The following is a 19197-nucleotide window of genomic DNA, read 5'->3' as shown; positions in this document are numbered from 1 at the left end:
ACTGAGGGGTTGATGCCGTTCACTTCCTGCATCTGAACCTAAGTTAGCGATCCGAGCGTTCCGAAAGCGTTCCAAAAGCGTTCCTAAACCATTCTGAGCCTAAATGCCTGTCAACTTTGATTAACCACTTGAACGATCGCTTTTACTAATTCATCTGGCTCTACGGGTTTAGAGATATGGCGTTGAAACCCAGCAGCGAGTGCCTGACGGCGATCGTATTCTCCAGCGTAAGCAGTGAGGGCAATGGCTGGTATCTTTCCCCCTGCTTCTGGCGATCGGGCTCGGATCTGCTGCATGAGGGCATACCCATCCATTTCTGGCATCCCAATGTCGCACAGCAAAACGTGGGGAACAAACTGAGACACAGCTAACAATGCTTCTGCCGCAGAACTGGCAACGGTAACTTGAGCACCTTGCTGTAACAGAATGAATTCTGCCAGGTTACGCATATCGGGTTCATCATCCACCACAAGAATATGCAGCCCTGCTAGATTTGCAGTTTGAGCAAGCGGTTCTGGAGCCGTGGGGCTTTCGGAGGTGACCGTGGCAACGGGTAAGCGAACTGTGAAGGTTGCTCCTAATCCTTCCCCTGGGCTCTCTGCCTGAATCGTTCCGCCATGCAGTTCAACAATTTGACGAGCGATCGCAAGCCCCAATCCTAATCCGCCAAACTGACGAGTTGTGCTGCTGTCGGCTTGCCGGAAGTATTCAAAGATATGGGGAAGGAAATCAGGATTGATGCCTTTGCCGTTATCGCTAACCTGGATTTGAATCTGGCGATCCCAATCTTCCAGCCGAATCGTAATTTGTCCTTGATTGGGTGTAAATTTGACGGCATTTGAGAGCAGATTCCACACGACTTGCTGGAGCCGATTCGCATCTCCTAACAAAGTTTTCTTGGGCAGTTGCAGAAGCGTTTGAATCTGAATGGACTTACTAGAAGCGGCAAGCTGTACCGTTTCAATCGCCCCTTGAATCACGGCGGCTAAATCAACGGGCGCAATATTGAGACTTAGTTTGCCCCGCAGCATTCGAGAGATATCCAGCAAGTCTTCAATAAGCTGTGCCTGGAGTTTGGCGTTTCGTTCAACGGTTGCCAAAGCCTGATCGACTTTTTCAGGCGACAACTGCTGAGTTCGCAGGAGTTTTGTCCAACCTAAAATCGGGTTCAGGGGCGATCGCAGTTCGTGGGACAGCACCGCCAAAAATTCATCCTTTACCTGGTTTGCCTGTTCCGCCTCAGCTCTAGCATTACGTTCTGCCTCATACAACTGGGCACGGAAAATTGCCTGAGCGCATTGACGGCTGAGGGCAATAACAAAGTCGCGATCGTCCTGGCTTGGATTTCTGAACTTCATGAAGCTCAGCAGTAGCCCACCTACTGATCTCCCTTCAACCACCAGGGGAAGCGCCATCCAGGATTCAAAATCATAGCGTTTGTAGATCGAAGCCAAGTGCGGATAGCGGGCAATCCGATCGAGGAAACTTTCGACCCAGGCTGGCTCTCCGGTTCTGACCGCCTCCGCTAAAGGGACATCCAGATTGATTGAAAATCTGCCCCAACTCTTCACCAGGTCTTCTGCATATCCAACCGATTTAACAATTTCAAGTTCCGTCCGGTCTTTGCTAACTAAAACCACCAGGGCAGCCGTCGCTTCTAAAGTTGCCATGCTCTGTTCCACAATGACCTCTGCAACCTGCTCAGGCGTGAGAGATTCTGAGAGCGCAGCGGTCACGGTTTGGAGGCGGGCAGTGCGATCGGCGGCGGTTTCGGCAGCGTGCTTTGCCTGTTGGGCGCTGTAGTAGAGGTAGGCATTATCAATCGCGATCGCCGCGCGACGTGCCAGATCCTCAGCAAGCTCCAGATCTTTCAAACCATAGTGGCGATTAGATTCGGCAAATACAAAGGAAATGGTGCCCAGCACTCGCCCACGGGCCTGAAGGGGAGCAGTGATAGCAGACTTCAAGCCTAATCCCCGTAAAATTTCCAGATATTCAGGGTTTGTGACAGCCGCCGCGAGCTGCTCATCAGTAATGGCGATCGCAATTTCGCTCTGTCCAGTTTTCATCACTTTAGAGATGCCATACCCGTCATTCAAATGTCTGGGAAAGCGATGAGCCACCTCCCAGCCCAACTGAATTTTTTCCGAGTCAGAATGAGCAACGGCAACCCGGTTAATGCTACCGTCGTCATTTAGGAAATCGACAGCACACCAGTCAGCAAAATAAGGTACCGCTAACTGTGCAACGCTTTGCAGTGTTTGTTCGTAGTCCAGCGAGGAAGCAAGCACTTCACTCACTTCTGCCAGAAATGCTGAGCGACTTTGGGCTTGTTCTGGCTCATTGAGAGACAACTGTGCTGCCGAATTAAGCAGCTTCGGTTGTTCCTGGATGTCAGAAGCATTCATTCCTGCTTGAACGTTGTCTAACCGTGTTCTCAGCAACTCCTGCTGCTTTTGCAAAGCAGATTTTATTGCCTTGCGATCGGTATTGTTCAGAAAATAGGCAGCTAAACCTTCTGGGATTGGCAATAGCCGCACGATGAACCATCGATTCAAGGACGAGTAGAATTCTTCAAATTCCACGGGCTCAAGTTCTACAGATAGCAGTTGCCTGGTAATCGCTTGCTGGCTCTGCTGATAGAGCTGAGATGAGGGGTCAACCCGGAAAACATCCCATAGGGTTTTGCCGAGCAGATTGGTACGATCGACACCAAACAGTTGTTCTGCCCTGGCATTGAGAAAGGTACAACGTCCGGTTAAGTCCAGCGCAAAAAATGCCTCCGCCATGTTTTCCACCACAGCAGCAAATGGTTCTCTAGCCGTTTGAGCCTGAAAAGGAAACTGCGCCAATGGTTCTGACGACAGGCGATCGCTGTTTGCATTCATCGGGTTCAGTTCCATACACGCATCACTTTCAGAGAATTCAGGACAAATATCAGCTCATTGAACGAACGACCAGACTAGCAATCTTAGAGATAAGATATTCAGGCTCAACAGGCTTTGAAATGTGCATCTGAAACCCAGCAGCCAGAGCTTGTTGTTGATTCATTTCTCCAGCAAAGGCAGTGAGGGCGATCGCCAGAATGGTTCCGCCCTGTTCTGGAGGTAGGTTTCTGAGTTGACGAATCAGCATATAGCCATCCATTCCTGGCATTCCAATGTCACTGAGCAGGAGATTTGGCAGGGACTGCGATAGTGTTGCCAATGCTTCGGCGGCTGAAGCGGCTGTTAAAACGTTAGCTCCTGCTTGTTCTAATATAAAGGCAACAAACTCGCGAGTGTCGGTATCGTCGTCAACCACAAGAATTTGAAGCCCACTTAGGATAAATGCGGGTGCTGGGGGTTCAATATCTACATCCACTGTTGATTGAGTAGGCATCAATGGGAGTCTGACCGTAAAGGTAGCTCCCAACTCTTCTCCCTCACTTTCGGCTTGAACCGTGCCCCCGTGTAGTTCGACCAAATGACGCACGATCGCTAACCCCAACCCTAAGCCTCCATGCTTACGAGTTGTCGTACTATCAGCTTGACGGAAATATTCAAAAACATGGGGTAGGAACGATGGGTGAATGCCCCTACCTGTGTCAGTCACGGTAATTTGAGCGTGAGCAAGCTGAGAGTTCGCTCCATTTTGAATTCCCAATTCGTTATGCTCAATTTCGACTTGCTCTAGCGTAACCTCTACCCGTCCTCTGGCTGGCGTAAACTTCACCGCATTGGAAAGGAGATTCCAGACAACCTGCTGTAAGCGATTTGAATCTCCCAGCACTAGTCCAGCAGGAAGATCAAGACTCATCTTAATCTCAATTGATTTTGCTTCTGCTGCTAAGCGCACTGTTTCAACGGCTGCTTGTATCGTTGGCACTAAATTCACTGGAGCAGTATTGAGACTCAGTTTCCCTTGCAGAATTCGCGATACATCTAACAGGTCTTCGATCAGTTCAGATTGTAGTTTGGCATTACGCTCGATCGTCTCCAATGCCTGTACTCTTTTTGCCTCAGGCAAGTTTTGGGTACGCAGCAACCGTGACCAGCCTAGAATGGGATTAAGGGGCGATCGCAGCTCATGGGATAACACTGCCAAAAACTCATCTTTCATCCGGTTCGCAGATTCTGCTTCAGCACGGGCAGTTTGCTCCTGGACAAGCTGTAACTGTCGTTCTTCTGCTAATTTACGTTCGGTGATATCCAGTACAATTCCTGTCATCCGAATCGGCTGTCCCATTTCGTCAAAAAAGGGACGACCTCTTGCTGCAATATAGTGAATGGTGCTATCAGGAAAAACAACTCGATATTCCAGCTTATGTTCTACTCGATCTGCCAAAGTTTGGCTGAGCGTTTGGGTGAAATAGTCGCGATCGTCGGGGTGAATACAGCCCAGAACAGCCTCTAACGTACAGCTAAACGTTTCACGGCTCACGCCGAATGCTTGATACATCTGGTCGTCCCATTCGATCCGGTCGTTCATCACGTCCCAACTCCAAACGCCGATTTGCCCAGACTGCAAAGCCAGATTGAGCTGTTCTCGGCTTTCGGCTAATTCCTGATATAGTTGAGCGTTTTCCAATGAAATCGCGATTTGAGCTGATAAGATCTCCAACGCAGAAAGCTGGGTTTGCGTGAACGCTTTGGTTGCTAAATTATTTTCTAAATACAGAATAGCAATGAGTTTAGATTGGCGAGCGATCGGTAGACACAGGACAGATTTGGGCTGATTATGAATAACATACTGATCTTCTGAAAAAAGAGTAGATGTTGCAGCATCTTCTAAAATGACTGTTTCTTGGGTTCGCTGCACATAGTTGAGAATCGATTGAGGAACAAGCGATGAAGTTTCAGCATCTGCCATAAAGTGTTGAATACTCAGTTGCTCGTTCGCGCGATTTGCTCTAGCTTCGACTTCAATCACTAGCCGATTGCGACGAAATTGCAGCACATAGCCCACTTCGGCTCCCGCCTGCTCGATCACAATCTGCATTAGCGTTTTTAGCAGTTCGGATAGAACGATCTCACTGGAAATGGTTTGTGATGCTTTAATCACCGACAAAATATCAAGCTGTGCTCCACTGCTGACAAACGTTGTGCTAGAGGAAGTTACAGGATCTTTAGGAAAAGCTGGTTTGAGCCGAGGCAGCAGAGCTGGATAGCGGTCTTCAAGATATTTCACTTTGCCCACTGCTCCCCAGCGCAAGTAGGCATTTCTCGCTTCTTGAAAATAAGTTTTGGCGATCGGTTCAAATTCTCGATTCAGGTAGAACTTTGCCGCCAATTCATACGCTAATGCCTCATACTGCACAAACTCATGCTCCTGAGCAGATTTGATAGATTGCTCGTACAAACGCATTGCTTCCAAATCACGTCCTTCAATTCGAGCAACTTCAGCCGCAACTAACAATGCTTTATGTAAGAAGTTAGCAGGACAATAATCTGCCCAATATTGGAGCTGCTGTTGCTGTTGCTGTAATGTTGTTAGATATTCAGTCTGAACCTCGCTGGATTGGCTTGAATAAAGTGCCGTTAGGACGAGAGAGTGATGCAATAAGTAATTGGCTTCGATCGGCAGCGATCGCACTGCACCTAAAACTTTGAACGCTTCCTGAGCAGACTGAAGTGCCTCTTGATATTGCTCGTAGGTGAAAAAGACAATCAGCTTGATGATGTAGTAAAAAACAATGCCGCTAGCAAATTCTGTTCGTTTCAAGATTGCCAGAGCCTGCCCCTCATCAAATCCATCGCCATTTAGCGTATGAGAATGAGGCGTTTGTCCCTGTAAATTGAGAATCAATTGCTGCTGCAAGCGAATCGTCTGGTAGGCTGCTTCGTGCTTCGACTGGTGGGCAAACGCAAGATATTTTTGAATGGCGCGATCGGCATCCGTTAGTGGAGTAATGGCTTCAATCATTTGCCAGGAACCCTGGAAGCCATTGTAATTTGCCATTGTGATGTCGCCCGCTTCCACACAACCCAGGAATCCCTGTTCTAGAAACGGCAAATCTGTTGCCATGTGATGTCTCCAGACGTTGATATGGCTCCCGTGAATGTGGAAAACTGTGCCCTTGTATTTGGGGTCATTTAGCTTCTGATTTAATCGAATCGTCATTTTTGAGAAAGCATAACCTGCAGGAATATCTCGAAACATCGAGACCAGCAGCATGGAATACATACTGTAGGCAAAACAGGATTCTTCGGTATTACCAAATTTCAACGAGTAGTTGAGAGCTTTGAGTACAACCAGGGGAAACAAGTTGGGCTTACTAAGATAGGCAGGGGGTCCCATCGAGGTGAGGAGACTAATAATGGTTCTTAGGGTTGGGTCTTGAATGACTGGAGCATCAATTAAGTCAGCAATTTGACGATCGCCCAGATTCACGGTTGCCTGTTGCTTCTCTAAATCAATTGCCTTCTGTACCTGTTCATCTGTTTCGGGAAACGTAACTTCAAATAGCCTAAGCGCTATTAATCCAACTCTAAATGCCTCGTCGAATTTCCCTGCAACTTGATAAAGCCTGATTTGAAGCATATAGATCGTTGCCCGATCTAAATTAGTTTGAGCTTTGCTTAGGAGTAATTGAAACAAAGCCTCTGCCCGATCTAAATTTCCTGTTAAATACTCACACTCTGCCAATTCGGTGAAGAGATTAAAGACCTTAGAACCGTTAGTATTCCAAGCATCGGGCGAGAGTTGATGACTTGCTGTATCAAAAAATCTTAATGCTGGAATGTAGGCAGTTGAAGCTTTTGCCCGCTTGCCTGCTGCAATGTTTAATTGCACAAGGTGATTAATTTCTTCTGGGTCAGTGATATGTTCATGACTGAGATTGAGATGATTCACGACCTCAAATAATCGATCTTCTAACTGTTCGGCATTCAGGTTTTTGAGCAACAATCGCCCGATCTGGAGGTGAACCAGTTGCTTCTGGGCATCAGGAATTAGCACGTAAGCCGCTTGCTGAATACGATCGTGAACAAAAGAGTAGTGCTTTTCAGCAGATTCAATTTGTTCTCCGATAGTAATTAAGCCTCGCAGCACTGCTTCCCAAAGTGCTTCTGCGATTACACCAGCAGGTTTTTCAGCAACGATCGCCAAAATCTCTAAATCAAATTGATTCCCAATACAGGAAGAAAATTTAAGAAGCTGTTGAGCCTCTGATGATAGCTTTTGCACTCGCTCAATCATCAGATTTACCACATTGTCGGTAAACCCCTTTGTCTCAATCTGGTCAATGTCCCACTGCCAAGTTTTCTCAGATGAATTGAAGCGTAATAGATTTTGCTGACACAAAGCTTTGAGAAACTCATTTACAAAAAAAGGATTTCCACCAGTCTTGTGCAATACTAATTTTGCTAAGGGCTCTGATTGCTGAAGTGAACATCGAAGAGTCTCTGCAATTAACTGATTCACGCAGCCAAGATCAAGCGGTGACAATACAATTTTTGTCAATGGAATTCCCTGCTGGTGCAGTTTCTCTACCATTAAGTTAAATGGATGAGAAATATCGACTTCGTTATCTCGATAAGCAAGCAAGAAGCAGAGAAACTGAAGACTTGAACCTGTAGCAACCGTCTGAATCAGGCTCAGCGTCGCGCTATCTGCCCATTGCATATCATCTAGAAAAATTGCCAGAGGATGGTCAGCTTGGGCAAATGCGCTAATAAAATTTTGAAAGACTAGATTGAAGCGGTTCTGCGATTCGGTTGACCCCAGTATGGGAATGGGAGGCTGTTCGCCAATAATCAGTGTGACTTCTGGAATCACATCGGTAATCAACCTGCCATTGTTGCCGACAGCAGATTGAATTCGATCGCGCCAAATCACTAACTTTTCTTTTGGCTCAGCCAGAAGTTGACGGACTAATCCTTGAAATGCCTGAACAATTGTGGTGTAGGGAATGTCGCGTTTGTATTGATCAAACTTACCCGAAATAAAGATGCCTCGCGTTTGCACAATTGGCTTGTGCAATTCATTGACAAGAGAAGATTTCCCGATTCCAGAATAGCCAGAGACTAAAATCAGTTCCGGCTTTCCTTCTGCCATAACTCGGCTAAATACGGTCAGTAGCTGAGTAATTTCTGGCTCGCGTCCGTATAGCTTTTGGGGAATCTGGAGGCGATCGGAGATATCCTGTTCGGCAATCGGAAATGGAAGAATTTCTCCTGTCGTTTTCCATAACTGCAAGCAACGCTCTAAATCCGCCTGCAATCCGATCGCGCTCTGATAGCGATCTTCTGCTACCTTTGCCAACAGCTTTAGAACAATGTCGGATATGACCTGAGGAATGGCTGGATTGATAGCAATAGGAGCAATCGGTGTTTTAGCAATATGACAGTGAATCCACTCCAGCGGATCATTTCCCTGAAACGGCAACTGCCCAGTTAGCATTTCATAGAAAGTCACACCTAACGAGTACAGATCGCTGCGCTGATCAATGCCGCGATTCATGCGTCCAGTTTGCTCTGGTGACAAATAGGGCAAGCTGCCTTCAATCCGGTTAGAAGCGCCAACAATTTGACTCTCATAAGGAAGGAATGCAGCTAATCCAAAATCGCCAATTTTGACTTGATTTTGCTCTAAATTGACAATAATATTTTGGGGTTTAATATCTTTGTGAACGATGTGTCGCTGATGAATTTGTGCCAGGGCAGCTACAATTTGTAATGCCATATTGAGAAAGGCAGCAGGTTCGTGAAACTGGCTCAAAAGTTGATCGAGCGGTTGTCCCCCAAAGTCTTCCAGAATAAGATAGGGAACTCCTCGATTGAATTCTAAAGCTAATGCCCGCACCGTTCCTGGTAAGTTGAGCTGCTGTCCGATCGCGTATTCATGCTTGAGTTGCTCAATATTGCGAGCACTGTACTGCTCTGGACGCAAGCTTTTAATGACCACGGGACAACCGTCTTCTCTCACACCCCGGTAAATGAGCGATTTTGTTCCTTCTTGAATTAAATCGGTAATCGTCAATCCAGATAATGTGAATGTCACTCTAGCTGCTCCTCTGCCGTTCCCATTGTGAATGATAAAACCCTAATTATTTTTCAAAAGACTAGGAGGCTGGAATGATTCTGCCATTACCTGCGCGATCGTTTTCAAGAGCTGTTCTGGTTCGACTGGTTTGGCAAGATGGCGTTGAAATCCAGCAGATAGGGCTTGTTGCTCGTTGACATCCCCGGCGTAGGCAGTCAAAGCAATGGCCGGAATCATTTTTCCCTGCTTGGATAAGCTCGGGCGAACTTGTCTCATTAAGGCGTAACCATCCATTTTCGGCATTCCGATGTCGCTAATTACAATATCTGGCAATGACTCAGAAATTTGCTGCAAGGCTTCGGCTGCGGATGCCGCTACCCTAACCGTTGCCCCCTGTTCTTCCAGGATGAAACGAATTAGCTCCCGCATATCCGCTTCATCATCCACAATCAGAACACAAATATCATTCAAATGATGCGTTTTTTGAGTGGGTAAGGGTGACTCTAAATGAGGTGTTAGCGTCGATACTATCAGGGGGAGTTGAACCGTAAAAGTGGTGCCCATTCCAAGGCCCGGGCTTTCCGCTTTCACTGTACCGCCGTGCAGTTCAACCAGATGACGGACGATCGCCAATCCCAACCCCAATCCACCAAATTGACGGGTCGTGCTGCTATCCGCTTGACGAAAATAGTCAAAAATATAAGGCAGGAAATCAGGGCTAATTCCCTCTCCTGTGTCGCTCACCTGAATTTGAGCATTGGTTCCTATGCGATCGAGTCGAACCTGCACTCGACCACCTGACCGAGTAAATTTGACTGCATTCGAGAGCAGATTCCATACAATTTGCTGGAGACGATTCGCATCGCCATTCGTCTGTGCAACCCCAGGATTGAATGCAGTCTGAATCTGAATGCCTTTTGCTTCCGCTGACAGTCGCACTGTTTCAAGGGCTGCTTCGATTGTGGTCACCAGATCAACGGGGCGAGCATCTAGTCTTACTTTCCCTTGAAGAATGCGAGAGACATCTAGCAGATCTTCAATGAGCTGAGACTGAAGTTTTGCATTGCGTTCGATTGTGTCGAGGGCGCGGTCGGTCGCTGTCGCATCAAACGAGCGAGTGCGGAGCAGTCTCGTCCAGCCCAAAATTGGATTTAAAGGGGTTCTTAATTCATGGGACAGCACCGCAAGGAACTCATCTTTCACCCGGTTAGCAGCTTCTGCCTGCTCACGAGCAAATTGCTCTCGTCTCAAGAGCTGTTCTCGCTCTGCTTCGATCGCTTTGCGCTCTGTAATGTCGATTGTCGCCCCCAGCATTCGCACCGGGCCGCCCTGAGCATTGAAAAAAGCACCTCCTGTCGTGGAGAGCCAACGAATTGCCCCAGAAGGTTGGACAACCCGGAATTCAATTTCATAGCTCGATCGCTTTTCTAGCGCCTGCTGAATGGCTGCCGAGACTTTTGCACGATCTTCAGGATGAATTAGCTCTGCAAAATCCTCTACTTTGCCGCTAAAGGTGTCGGGGGTTAAACCATGAAACTGATAAATTTGCTCTGACCAGGTAATGTGATTGTTGATGATATCCCAATCCCAAATTCCTGATTGACCTACTGATAAAGCCAGGCGCAGCCGTTCTTCGCTCTGACGTAACGATTCCTCTGCCTGCTTGCGATCGCTTAAATCTAGAACAAAGGCAACTGCTTCTTCTCGCACTGCATAAACCAGACTAAAACCGATTAAAACTGAAACTCGGCGACCGTCTTTGCGAATATATTCTTTTTCGTAGGGTGCACAGGCTCCCCGTCTCCGCGCCTCAGCAATTGCTTCCTCATCTAATGACTGATACTCAGGGGGAGTAATATCACTCCATCTCAGGTTTCTTGCCTGTAAATCTTCACGGGTGTATCCCACAATCCTGAGAAATTCGTCATTGGCTTCCTGAATGCCGCCCTCTAAATCTCCGAACAAAATTCCAATGACGTTAGCAGCCACAAAGCTGCGCAGCCGTTCTTCGCTGAGACGCAAAGCCGCTTCGGTTTGTTTGCGAGCCGTAATATCCGCAACGACCGATACACAGCTAATTCCGGCTTGGGTTTCATCAACTGGAGCAGCCCATAGTTCTACATCAAACAGGACATTGCCCTTCTTTTGACGCTGTGCCTCAACTCCGGCTAAACCTTGCCCCTGAAGGGTGATTGCCAGGTTGTTTAAAAACTCATTCCGTTTACTTTCCGGGATTGCGGGTAAAAACTTTCCTAAAACTTCCTGTTGACTCCAACCAAAGATGCGTGCGGCGGCAGGGTTCCAAATCTGCACCGTGCCATCTGAGCGCAAGCCCATAATTGCCAGTGGGCAGGCTTGGATGATCGCCTGTAGGGTTTGATTGCTCTGGGCTAAGGCGGCTTCTGCTTGCTTGCGTTCCGCTTCGCGCTGCTTTGTAGGGGTAATATCCAGCAATGTGCCAAAGAAGTCAACCGTTCGCCGAGATTCTCCCTCTCCTTCAAATTGGGCTTGCCCCTTCGCAAGTACCCAGCGTTCAGTGCCGTCATTCCATATAATCCGGTACTCGATTTCGTAGCTCCCGGTTGATTGCGGATCGATCGCTGCACTCACTGCATTAGCGACGCGCGATCGATCGTCTGGGTGCATCCGCTCCAATACGCTGGGCAGGGGAATCATCACCGCATCTTCCGGCTCGCCCCATATTTCACGCATTCGCTTGTCCATTTCAACCAGGTTTGTATTCAGGTGCAGCCGCCAGCCGCCGAGCCGAGCCACCTGAATTGCCAGCCGCGCCCACTCTTCGCTTTCTCGCAGGGCTTGTTCTGCCTGTTTGCGCTCGGTAATGTCAATTAACAAGCCATCCCACACCATGCCGTCTTCAGTTTGCTCTGGACGAGATTTGCCCTGAAACCACTTGAGCCGACCCGATGGGGTAATCAAGCGTCCTTCCCATTGCCAGGGCAGTCGATTGTTGATGGCGATTGCCACTGATTCTCGTAACGATGGCAGTTCATCCGGGTGAATCAGATTCCAAAAGCAATCTGCATCCTGGATAACGTTTATTGGTTCTAATTCAAGCAGTTCACGCGAGCCAGAGCTGACGTAGGTAAAAGCTTCAGAACCATCAGCCTTGGGCGCATAGCGATAAATCATTCCCGGTACGTTGCGGGCAATCACCTGAAACCGGGCTTCGCTTTCTTGCAGTGCTGTTTCTACCTGCTTACGCTTGGTAACATCCAGCGCAATTCCGGTCATGCGGATGGGCTGTCGATTTTCATCATAAAATGTTTGTCCGATCGCGGTTAACCATCGTTCTCCTTGGGCTGGATGAAGGATACGAAATTCAACGTTGATATCAATCTGATGCTCTAATGCTTGACGGGCTTCCCGATCAACGCGATCGCGGTCTTGTTCAACAATAGAATTGAGCCAATTTTTATAGGAAGGTTGAGTGACGGCTGAATCTAGCCCATAAAGACGGTAATATTCTTCTGACCAGGTCACCTGATTCGTTGTAATATCCCAGTCCCATACACCCGCATTCGCAGCCTGTTGAGCAATTCTCAGACGTTCTTCACTTTGTTGCAGCGTTTCTTCAGCTTGCTTGCGCTGGGTGATATCGCTCACCAATGCCACAAAACCTTCGACCTTACCCTGCGGATCAAACCGAGGCACAAAAGTAGCACTAATAATCTTTGTCTCAACATCTTTGTAGTGCATTTCGTTCTCAAAGCTAACCGCATGTCCGGCTAACACCTGCTCGACATAAGGACGAACGCTTTCATAGGCGACTTCCCCCATCACCTCCCAAATATATTTGCCACACACTTCACTGGCACGTCGTCTAAACCACTGTTCGTAGGTTTGATTGATGAAGCGATAACGCTGCTCAGTATCAATAAACGAAATCAAAACCGGGAGCGAATTGGTAATCAGGCGCAGTTCGGCTTCTCGTTGCTGTAAGGCAACTTCGGCTTGAATCCGTTTGCTCACATCGATCGCCACCCCCGCCAGAAGCTGCTGCCCACTCGCATTCCAGAAAGGAAACTTAAAAGCCATATAGCTGTGTTCGCCATCCTCGTGGTGAATGGTTTCCAGCGTTTGCATTGGCTGACGACTGGTCAATACAGCTAAGTCATTCTCGCGAAGCTGTTTTGCAATGGCAGGTGGCAACAGCTCAAAATCCGTTTTGCCAATCAAATCTGCCTGCGATCGCTGACAGGCTCGCTCAACCCACGAATTGGCATAGACATATCGCCCCGCTTCATCTTTGATAAATGCCGCGATCGGACTGTGGTTCATGAAGCTTTGGAACAGCTCATGACTTTCTTTGAGGGCTGCTTCTGTGCGCTTCCGCTCCATAAACTGACCAATCTGGCTGCCGATCGCCGCCATCATATTCAGTAAATCTGCATCTGGCTCTTGAACACGATCGCAAAAGCACTCAATCACACCCAAGACTTGATTGCTCAATACAATGGGGAATCCAAAGACAGCCCGTAAGCCTGCCTCTGCTGCCTTTGCCGCCCTCGGAAAATTGCTGTCTTCCTTGGGGTCTGAAATCCACAGGGGCTGACGATTGAGCCAAACTCGACCGGGTAGCCCAACACCAGGAGCGAAGGTTGTTTGCAATTTGGACTCAATCAGGGCCTGAGCAGAAGTTGTGGGCGATCGCCAGTTATCGCTATAGTGCAGGCAATTCGTTTGGGGATTGACACTCCAAAACATCCCTAATTGCCATCCCAACGTTTCACAAATCGCTTGTAGAATCGCTGGCAGGGCATCGGACACCGTAGTTGCTTCAGCCAGAATTTGGGCGATCGCATACTGAATATCGCGCCGGCGTTCTGCTTGCTCCTGGATTAACTTTTGGTGCGCTGTCTGCTCTCGCTGCCTGCACAGTTCCTCACGCTGTTCCAACTCCTGAACGCGTTGGCGTAATTGTGCTAATTCATCCAGCAATTGTTCTTTTGTCTTTTCCGCATCTAACATGAACGTAGCCGTATAAAAAAGGGAATTAATTGAAGTCAGCGGTTTTAATGCACGTTGGGATTAAGCAAGGAACTGAGACTTCGGTTTGGGAATAACGTACTGCCGCTATCCTGATACCCGTTGTTGCTCAGGATTTTGCTAGGAGCCAATGAAGCCCAGGATTGCCTGTAGGAGCACCTCTGGCTCAACGGGTTTAGGAATATGCTGTTGAAATCCGGCTGCTAGGGCTTGCTGCTGATCGACTTCTCCGGCGTAGGCAGTGAGGGCAATCGCTGGAATTGGACGATCGCCCTGTTCAGCCTCCAATGTTCGAACCTGTCGCAGCAAGGTGTAGCCATCCATCTGCGGCATTCCAATGTCGAGAAGGAGAATATCAGGTTTCGCTTGAGCCAGCACTTGCAAGGCTTCTGGGGCAGAGGAAACCGCAACGACAGAAGCCCCTGCTTCCTTCAGGATGAAGGTCGCTAATTCTAGATTGTCAATTTCGTCATCCACAGCAAGGACTTTAATCCCCTGCAACGACAAGGTGTGATTAACCACGGCTGCCTCCTGGTTTGGGACGGTTGAGGTTGATACGAGGGGGAGTTTGACTGTGAATGTTGCACCTTGCCCTTCTCCGGCACTCTCCGCATGGATTGTACCCCCATGCAGCTCAACAATGTGCTGGGCGATCGCCAGTCCTAGCCCCAATCCTCCAAATGTTCTAGTTGTACTGCTATCTGCCTGACGAAAAGTATCAAAGACAAAAGGTAAGAACTCTGCACTGATGCCTTTTCCCGTGTCTTTGACTTGAATCTGGGCTTGCCCACCCATCGCAGCGAGCTGGATCTCGATTTGACCCTGCTCAGGCGTAAACTTCACCGCATTGGATAATAGATTCCAAACCACCTGTTGCAGGCGCGCTGCATCTCCCAAAACAGGACTAACCTCTGCGGCAATTTGGGTTTGGATCTGAATGTGCTTATCCTCGGCATTTAAGCGAACGGTGTCAATCGCTGCGCTAATAATCGAGGCGGGACTGATTGGACAGCGATTTAAAATCAGCTTGCCTTGCAGGATGCGAGAAATGTCCAGCAAATCTTCGATCAACTGCACTTGTAATTTGGCATTGCGCTCGATCGTTTCAAGGGCGATCGCGGTTCTGTTCGCATCCAGGTTGCCTCGCTGCAATAATTTTGACCATCCCAGAATCGGATTCATCGGCGTTCGCAGCTCATGGGACAGCACTGCCAGAAACTCATCTTTCATTCGATTTGCAGCTTCGGCTTGCGCTCTGGCTCGTTGTTCGGCTTCATAGAGCTGGGCACGCGCGATCGCCTGGGCACACTGCTGCGCGAGCGAGAGCATAAACGCCCGATCGGCTGGCTCAAGCTGGGGGAGCTGGGCAAATGTGACGGATATTCCACCAACTGCCTGCCCCTCAATCATCAAGGGCAGAGAGACCCAGATCGGGTACTTGGCTTGAACGTAGCTTTTTGCCAGGTGCGGATAGCGAGCAATGCGTTCTTCCAGCGTTTCTTCCCACATGGGTTGTCCGGTGCGAACGGCATCCGTTAACGGGGTAGCAACGGTGAGCGAGAAGCGTCGCCATTCTGGAGCAATAGCAATTCCATCGCCGAGATGGTGAATAATCTCCAGTTCGTCTTTTTGTGGAGTGACCAAAGCGACCAGAACTGAGGCAGCATTCACCACCGCCATGGTTTGGTGGGCAATGACTTCTGCAACTTGAACCGGAGTTAATGACTCGGAAAGGGCAGCCGTTACTGCCTGGAGTCGGGTGGTGCGATCGGCAGTTCGTTCTGCTCGCTGGCGTGCCTGTTCTGCCTGCTGATAGAGTCGGGCATTGGCGATCGCCATCGCTGCCCGGTCTGCTAAATCCTGAAACAGGTTTAAATCCTCTTGCGTGTGTGGATCGGCAGGCGCATGACGGGTGAGGCTTAACACCCCTATCGGCTCTCCCTGCACCTTCAATGGAACGAGCAGGGTACTGCGAACTTGAAACCGTTCTAGATAAAGGCGGTATTCCGGTTTAATGACCGCACTAAGCTCTTGCTGCGAAGTGACAGGCATCAGCAGGGGTTCTCCGCTCTGCATCACCCGTCCCCCAATGCCTTCATCAATGCGACGGGGATATTGCTCTAGCAAATCCTTCAGAAAGGCTCGAATTTCTGGGTCGGCGTGATAGCACGAGACAGAATTTAGCGATCGCTCATCGTCTCCAATCAGATTGAGGACACAAACATCCCCCGCTAATTCGCTGGCGAGCCGAGCCACTGTGTCTAGAATGGTTTGCAAGTCCAAATTGGCTGCCGCAAACGTCTGGGAAGCCTGAGCCAAAAATCGCTGGGTTTGCTCCATCCGCTTCCAATCGTCAATATCGGTGCAGCTGCCAAACCATTTCGTGATCTCGCCGTTCTCGTCCAGCAAAGGGTAAGCTCGCGTTAAATGCCATCGGTAGACCCCATCGGCTCGTCTCAGACGTTGTTCGGCTTGTAGCGTATCTTTATCCGTGACGGCTTTGATCCAAGCGTTAATAAAGCGATCGTGATCACCCGGATGGCGGAAGCTGCCGTTTGCATTCTGGCTTTCTTCCAGAGTTAAGCCTGTGTACTGGAACCACCGCTGGTTGTAGTATTCGGTAAATCCATTGGCTTGAGCCACCCAAACGATCTGCGGAATCGATTCTGCCAGACACCGGAAGCGTTGCTCACTGGCTTCTGCAAATGCCCGTGCCTCTTGCTCTGCCTGATAAAGCTGTGCCCGACGAATCGCTTGAGCACAATGATGTGCCAGGGCAAGGATAAATGCCCGATCTGCTTCGTGGATAGAGTGGGCTTCTGTAAATCCAATGCCTAGCGAACCCAAAACTTTATTTTCAGCAATGAGCGGAATGGCGGCGATCGCACCTGAGGAAATACTGTTTTGCAAAGAAGCCAGTTGAGGATAGGCGGCGATCGCCTCATCTAAAGATTGCAGGAAAACGGGAGTTTGAGTTTGCACTACATGAGCAAGCGGCACAGCAGACGTTATCGGAAACCGCTGCCACATCGACAAAGCATTGGGAGGATGTCCGATTGAACCAAGCAGTTCTAGCTCTTCTCCATTGGTGCTTAGCAGCATCACTAAGCCGCGACAGGCTCCCAGCGCAGCTAAGGCTTGCTCAACAATTACCGTTGCGACATCACTGGAAGTCAGGGCTTCGGAAAGGGCGGCAGTAATGTTTTGTAGGCGAGCCGTGCGATCTGCCGATCGAGCCGCTGCCTCTTCGGCTTGTTTACGATCGCTAATATCAACCGAAACTCCAACGAATCGGGTTGCCTGCCCCTGCTGGTCAAAATAAACTCGCCCCTGGCTGTTAAGCCAACTGATTGTCTGGTCAGGACGAATAATGCGGTATTCCTGGCAGTGCTGTTCCTTCCCAGCTTTTGCCCGCTCCAAGCCTTGAATGATCCGTTCCCGATCTTCAGAATGAATGCTAGAGAAAAAATCTTCTGCGGTTCCAGCTTGAATTCCCCAAACGTTCAGCGCATTGGGAGAGCAAATGACCTGATTTGTCTTCAAATCCACATCCCAAGCCACGATTCGAGCCGAGGAAAGAGCAAGCTGAAGTCGCTCCTCCGTTTGTTTCAGATCCTCTTCAACCTGTTTGATATGAGTGACATCTGAAATTGCTCCCAGGTATCGCTCTGGTGTTCCGTCTGCATTCCGCAAAATATAGGCGCGATCGATAACGTTTGCATACTTTCCATCTGCTCGCTGATAGCGGTATTCATCCCTCCAGCGTTCATCGCCTCTTGTTAAAGCTGCTTCAAAGCTTATTGTCACCCGATCCCGATCGTCTGGGTGAAGGTGCTCAATCCACCACCGGGAAGAATTGCATTCCAGAGGTCGCTTACCCACCAGTTGATCGTATGCCTGGTTCCACCAAACCGAATCTGTTTTGAGATTGCGATCGTAAATCGCGTCATTGGTTGCCTGTAATACTAGAGATAGGCGTTCTTCTGTAATTCGCAAACTTAATTCAGCCTGCTTGCGGTCAGTAATATCGTGGGAAATGCCAATCACCTGGTGGGGTGTGCCTGCTTCCGTTCGCGAGAAGACCAGATCTCGGCTCCATAACCATCGCCATTCACCATTGGCGTGGCGCATCCGGTATTCCCACTCAATGACTTCGCCATCCTGGGCACGATCGAATCGCTCTAGGTGAGCTGGCAGCGTTTCGAGATCGTCTGGGTGCATCAGCGCTGAAAACAGCAAGCTGCCCATTGCCTGAACTTCGTCAGCAGGATATCCCAGAATTTCTCCAATCTGATGATTGACATAGACATTGTGCTGTTTAATCAGGTCATAAATGTAGAGAATTCCGGGGGTTGCATCTGCAACTTGCTGAATGAAGCGTTGGCTTTCTTTGAGTTGTTCCTCGATTTGCTTTCGTTCGTGAATGTCTTGAAAGACGACAACGCTAATGGGTGGACGATCGTACAGGGCGGGCAATACCGCCGCGTCAACAAGTAGCGGGAAAATGCCAGCCGGAGTATGCCAATTAATTTCAGCCCCGGCAATTTTCTCTCCCCGTGTCGCTCGTACTGCCGGAACCTGCTCCGACGGAATGATTTGTCCTGCTGAGTCCGTACAGTAATAATCTCTGTTGTAGGTTGCCCCAATATAAGTTGCCCCAATATCCTTAGCAATATTGATTCCTGCGATCGCGTTGGCGGCTTGATTGGAGAAGATCACCCGCTGTTGCTCTGGGTCAACCAGAATCAAAGGAGTCGGCAGCAGATTGAGCACTGCTTCTAGCCATTGCCGTTCGTCCGTTTGTTCCTGCGATCGCAACGCTTCAATCCTTTGCTGAAGCTCAGCAACCTGGTCCTGCAACTGTTTATTGTGCTGTTGTAATGCAGCGATTTGTTTTGCCAGCAGTGCTTCTGGAAATTGAGTATCCGGCACTGTCACAGATTCGGAGAGACAGCTTGCCTTTCCATGGTTAGAAGTAATTGTATTTCCAGCACAGCAGTGGCACTGAGAGTGCCGGGCATACCGCTCAACCAGCTCAGAGCGAGAAACGCCCATCTCTTTTGACTGTTGCTCAAGCAACTGCCAGGCAGTGTTCGTTAAAGATAACTTGACTGCTTGTTTGGATTCTCCCCGCCAAGCCTGAGTGAACTTGCCAGTTTTATCGCGCTTCATTGAGGTACTGCCCGTATGCCCATATGGCTTTCATCAATTAAATCCTGTCAA

General features: G+C 49.0%; 4 protein-coding genes. All 4 read right to left on the bottom strand.

The window, feature by feature from the left end:
* Positions 1-110: 110 nt before the first annotated feature.
* Positions 111-2903, bottom strand: a complete 2793-nt coding sequence (locus NDI45_RS16910) for an ATP-binding protein (RefSeq protein ID WP_348248021.1) — start codon at positions 2901-2903, stop codon at positions 111-113.
* 34 nt (positions 2904-2937) lie between these two features.
* Positions 2938-8982: an AAA family ATPase gene (locus NDI45_RS16905; RefSeq protein ID WP_348248020.1), complete on the bottom strand. Its 6045-nt coding sequence runs from the start codon at positions 8980-8982 to the stop codon at positions 2938-2940.
* A gap of 42 nt (positions 8983-9024) precedes the next feature.
* The gene (locus tag NDI45_RS16900; protein WP_348248019.1) at positions 9025-13956 is read right to left on the bottom strand and encodes a PAS domain S-box protein; all 4932 of its coding nucleotides are present in this window, start codon (positions 13954-13956) and stop codon (positions 9025-9027) included.
* A gap of 138 nt (positions 13957-14094) precedes the next feature.
* Positions 14095-19146, bottom strand: coding sequence for a PAS domain-containing protein (locus NDI45_RS16895; RefSeq protein WP_348248018.1), 5052 nt, complete (start codon positions 19144-19146; stop codon positions 14095-14097).
* Positions 19147-19197 lie beyond the last annotated feature (51 nt).

Origin of the sequence: Leptolyngbya sp. GB1-A1 (genome assembly GCF_039962475.1) — a bacterium.
GTDB lineage: Bacteria > Cyanobacteriota > Cyanobacteriia > Elainellales > Elainellaceae > Leptolyngbya_A.
This window is presented reverse-complemented; position numbering and strand designations above follow the sequence as displayed.

Bases quoted from the DNA above. Each gene is read 5' to 3' on its own strand.
- NDI45_RS16910 (WP_348248021.1), bottom strand. From the start codon at position 2,903: ATGGAACTGAACCCGATGAATGCAAACAGCGATCGCCTGTCGTCAGAA.
- NDI45_RS16900 (WP_348248019.1), bottom strand. From the start codon at position 13,956: ATGTTAGATGCGGAAAAGACAAAAGAACAATTGCTGGATGAATTAGCA.
- NDI45_RS16895 (WP_348248018.1), bottom strand. From the start codon at position 19,146: ATGAAGCGCGATAAAACTGGCAAGTTCACTCAGGCTTGGCGGGGAGAA.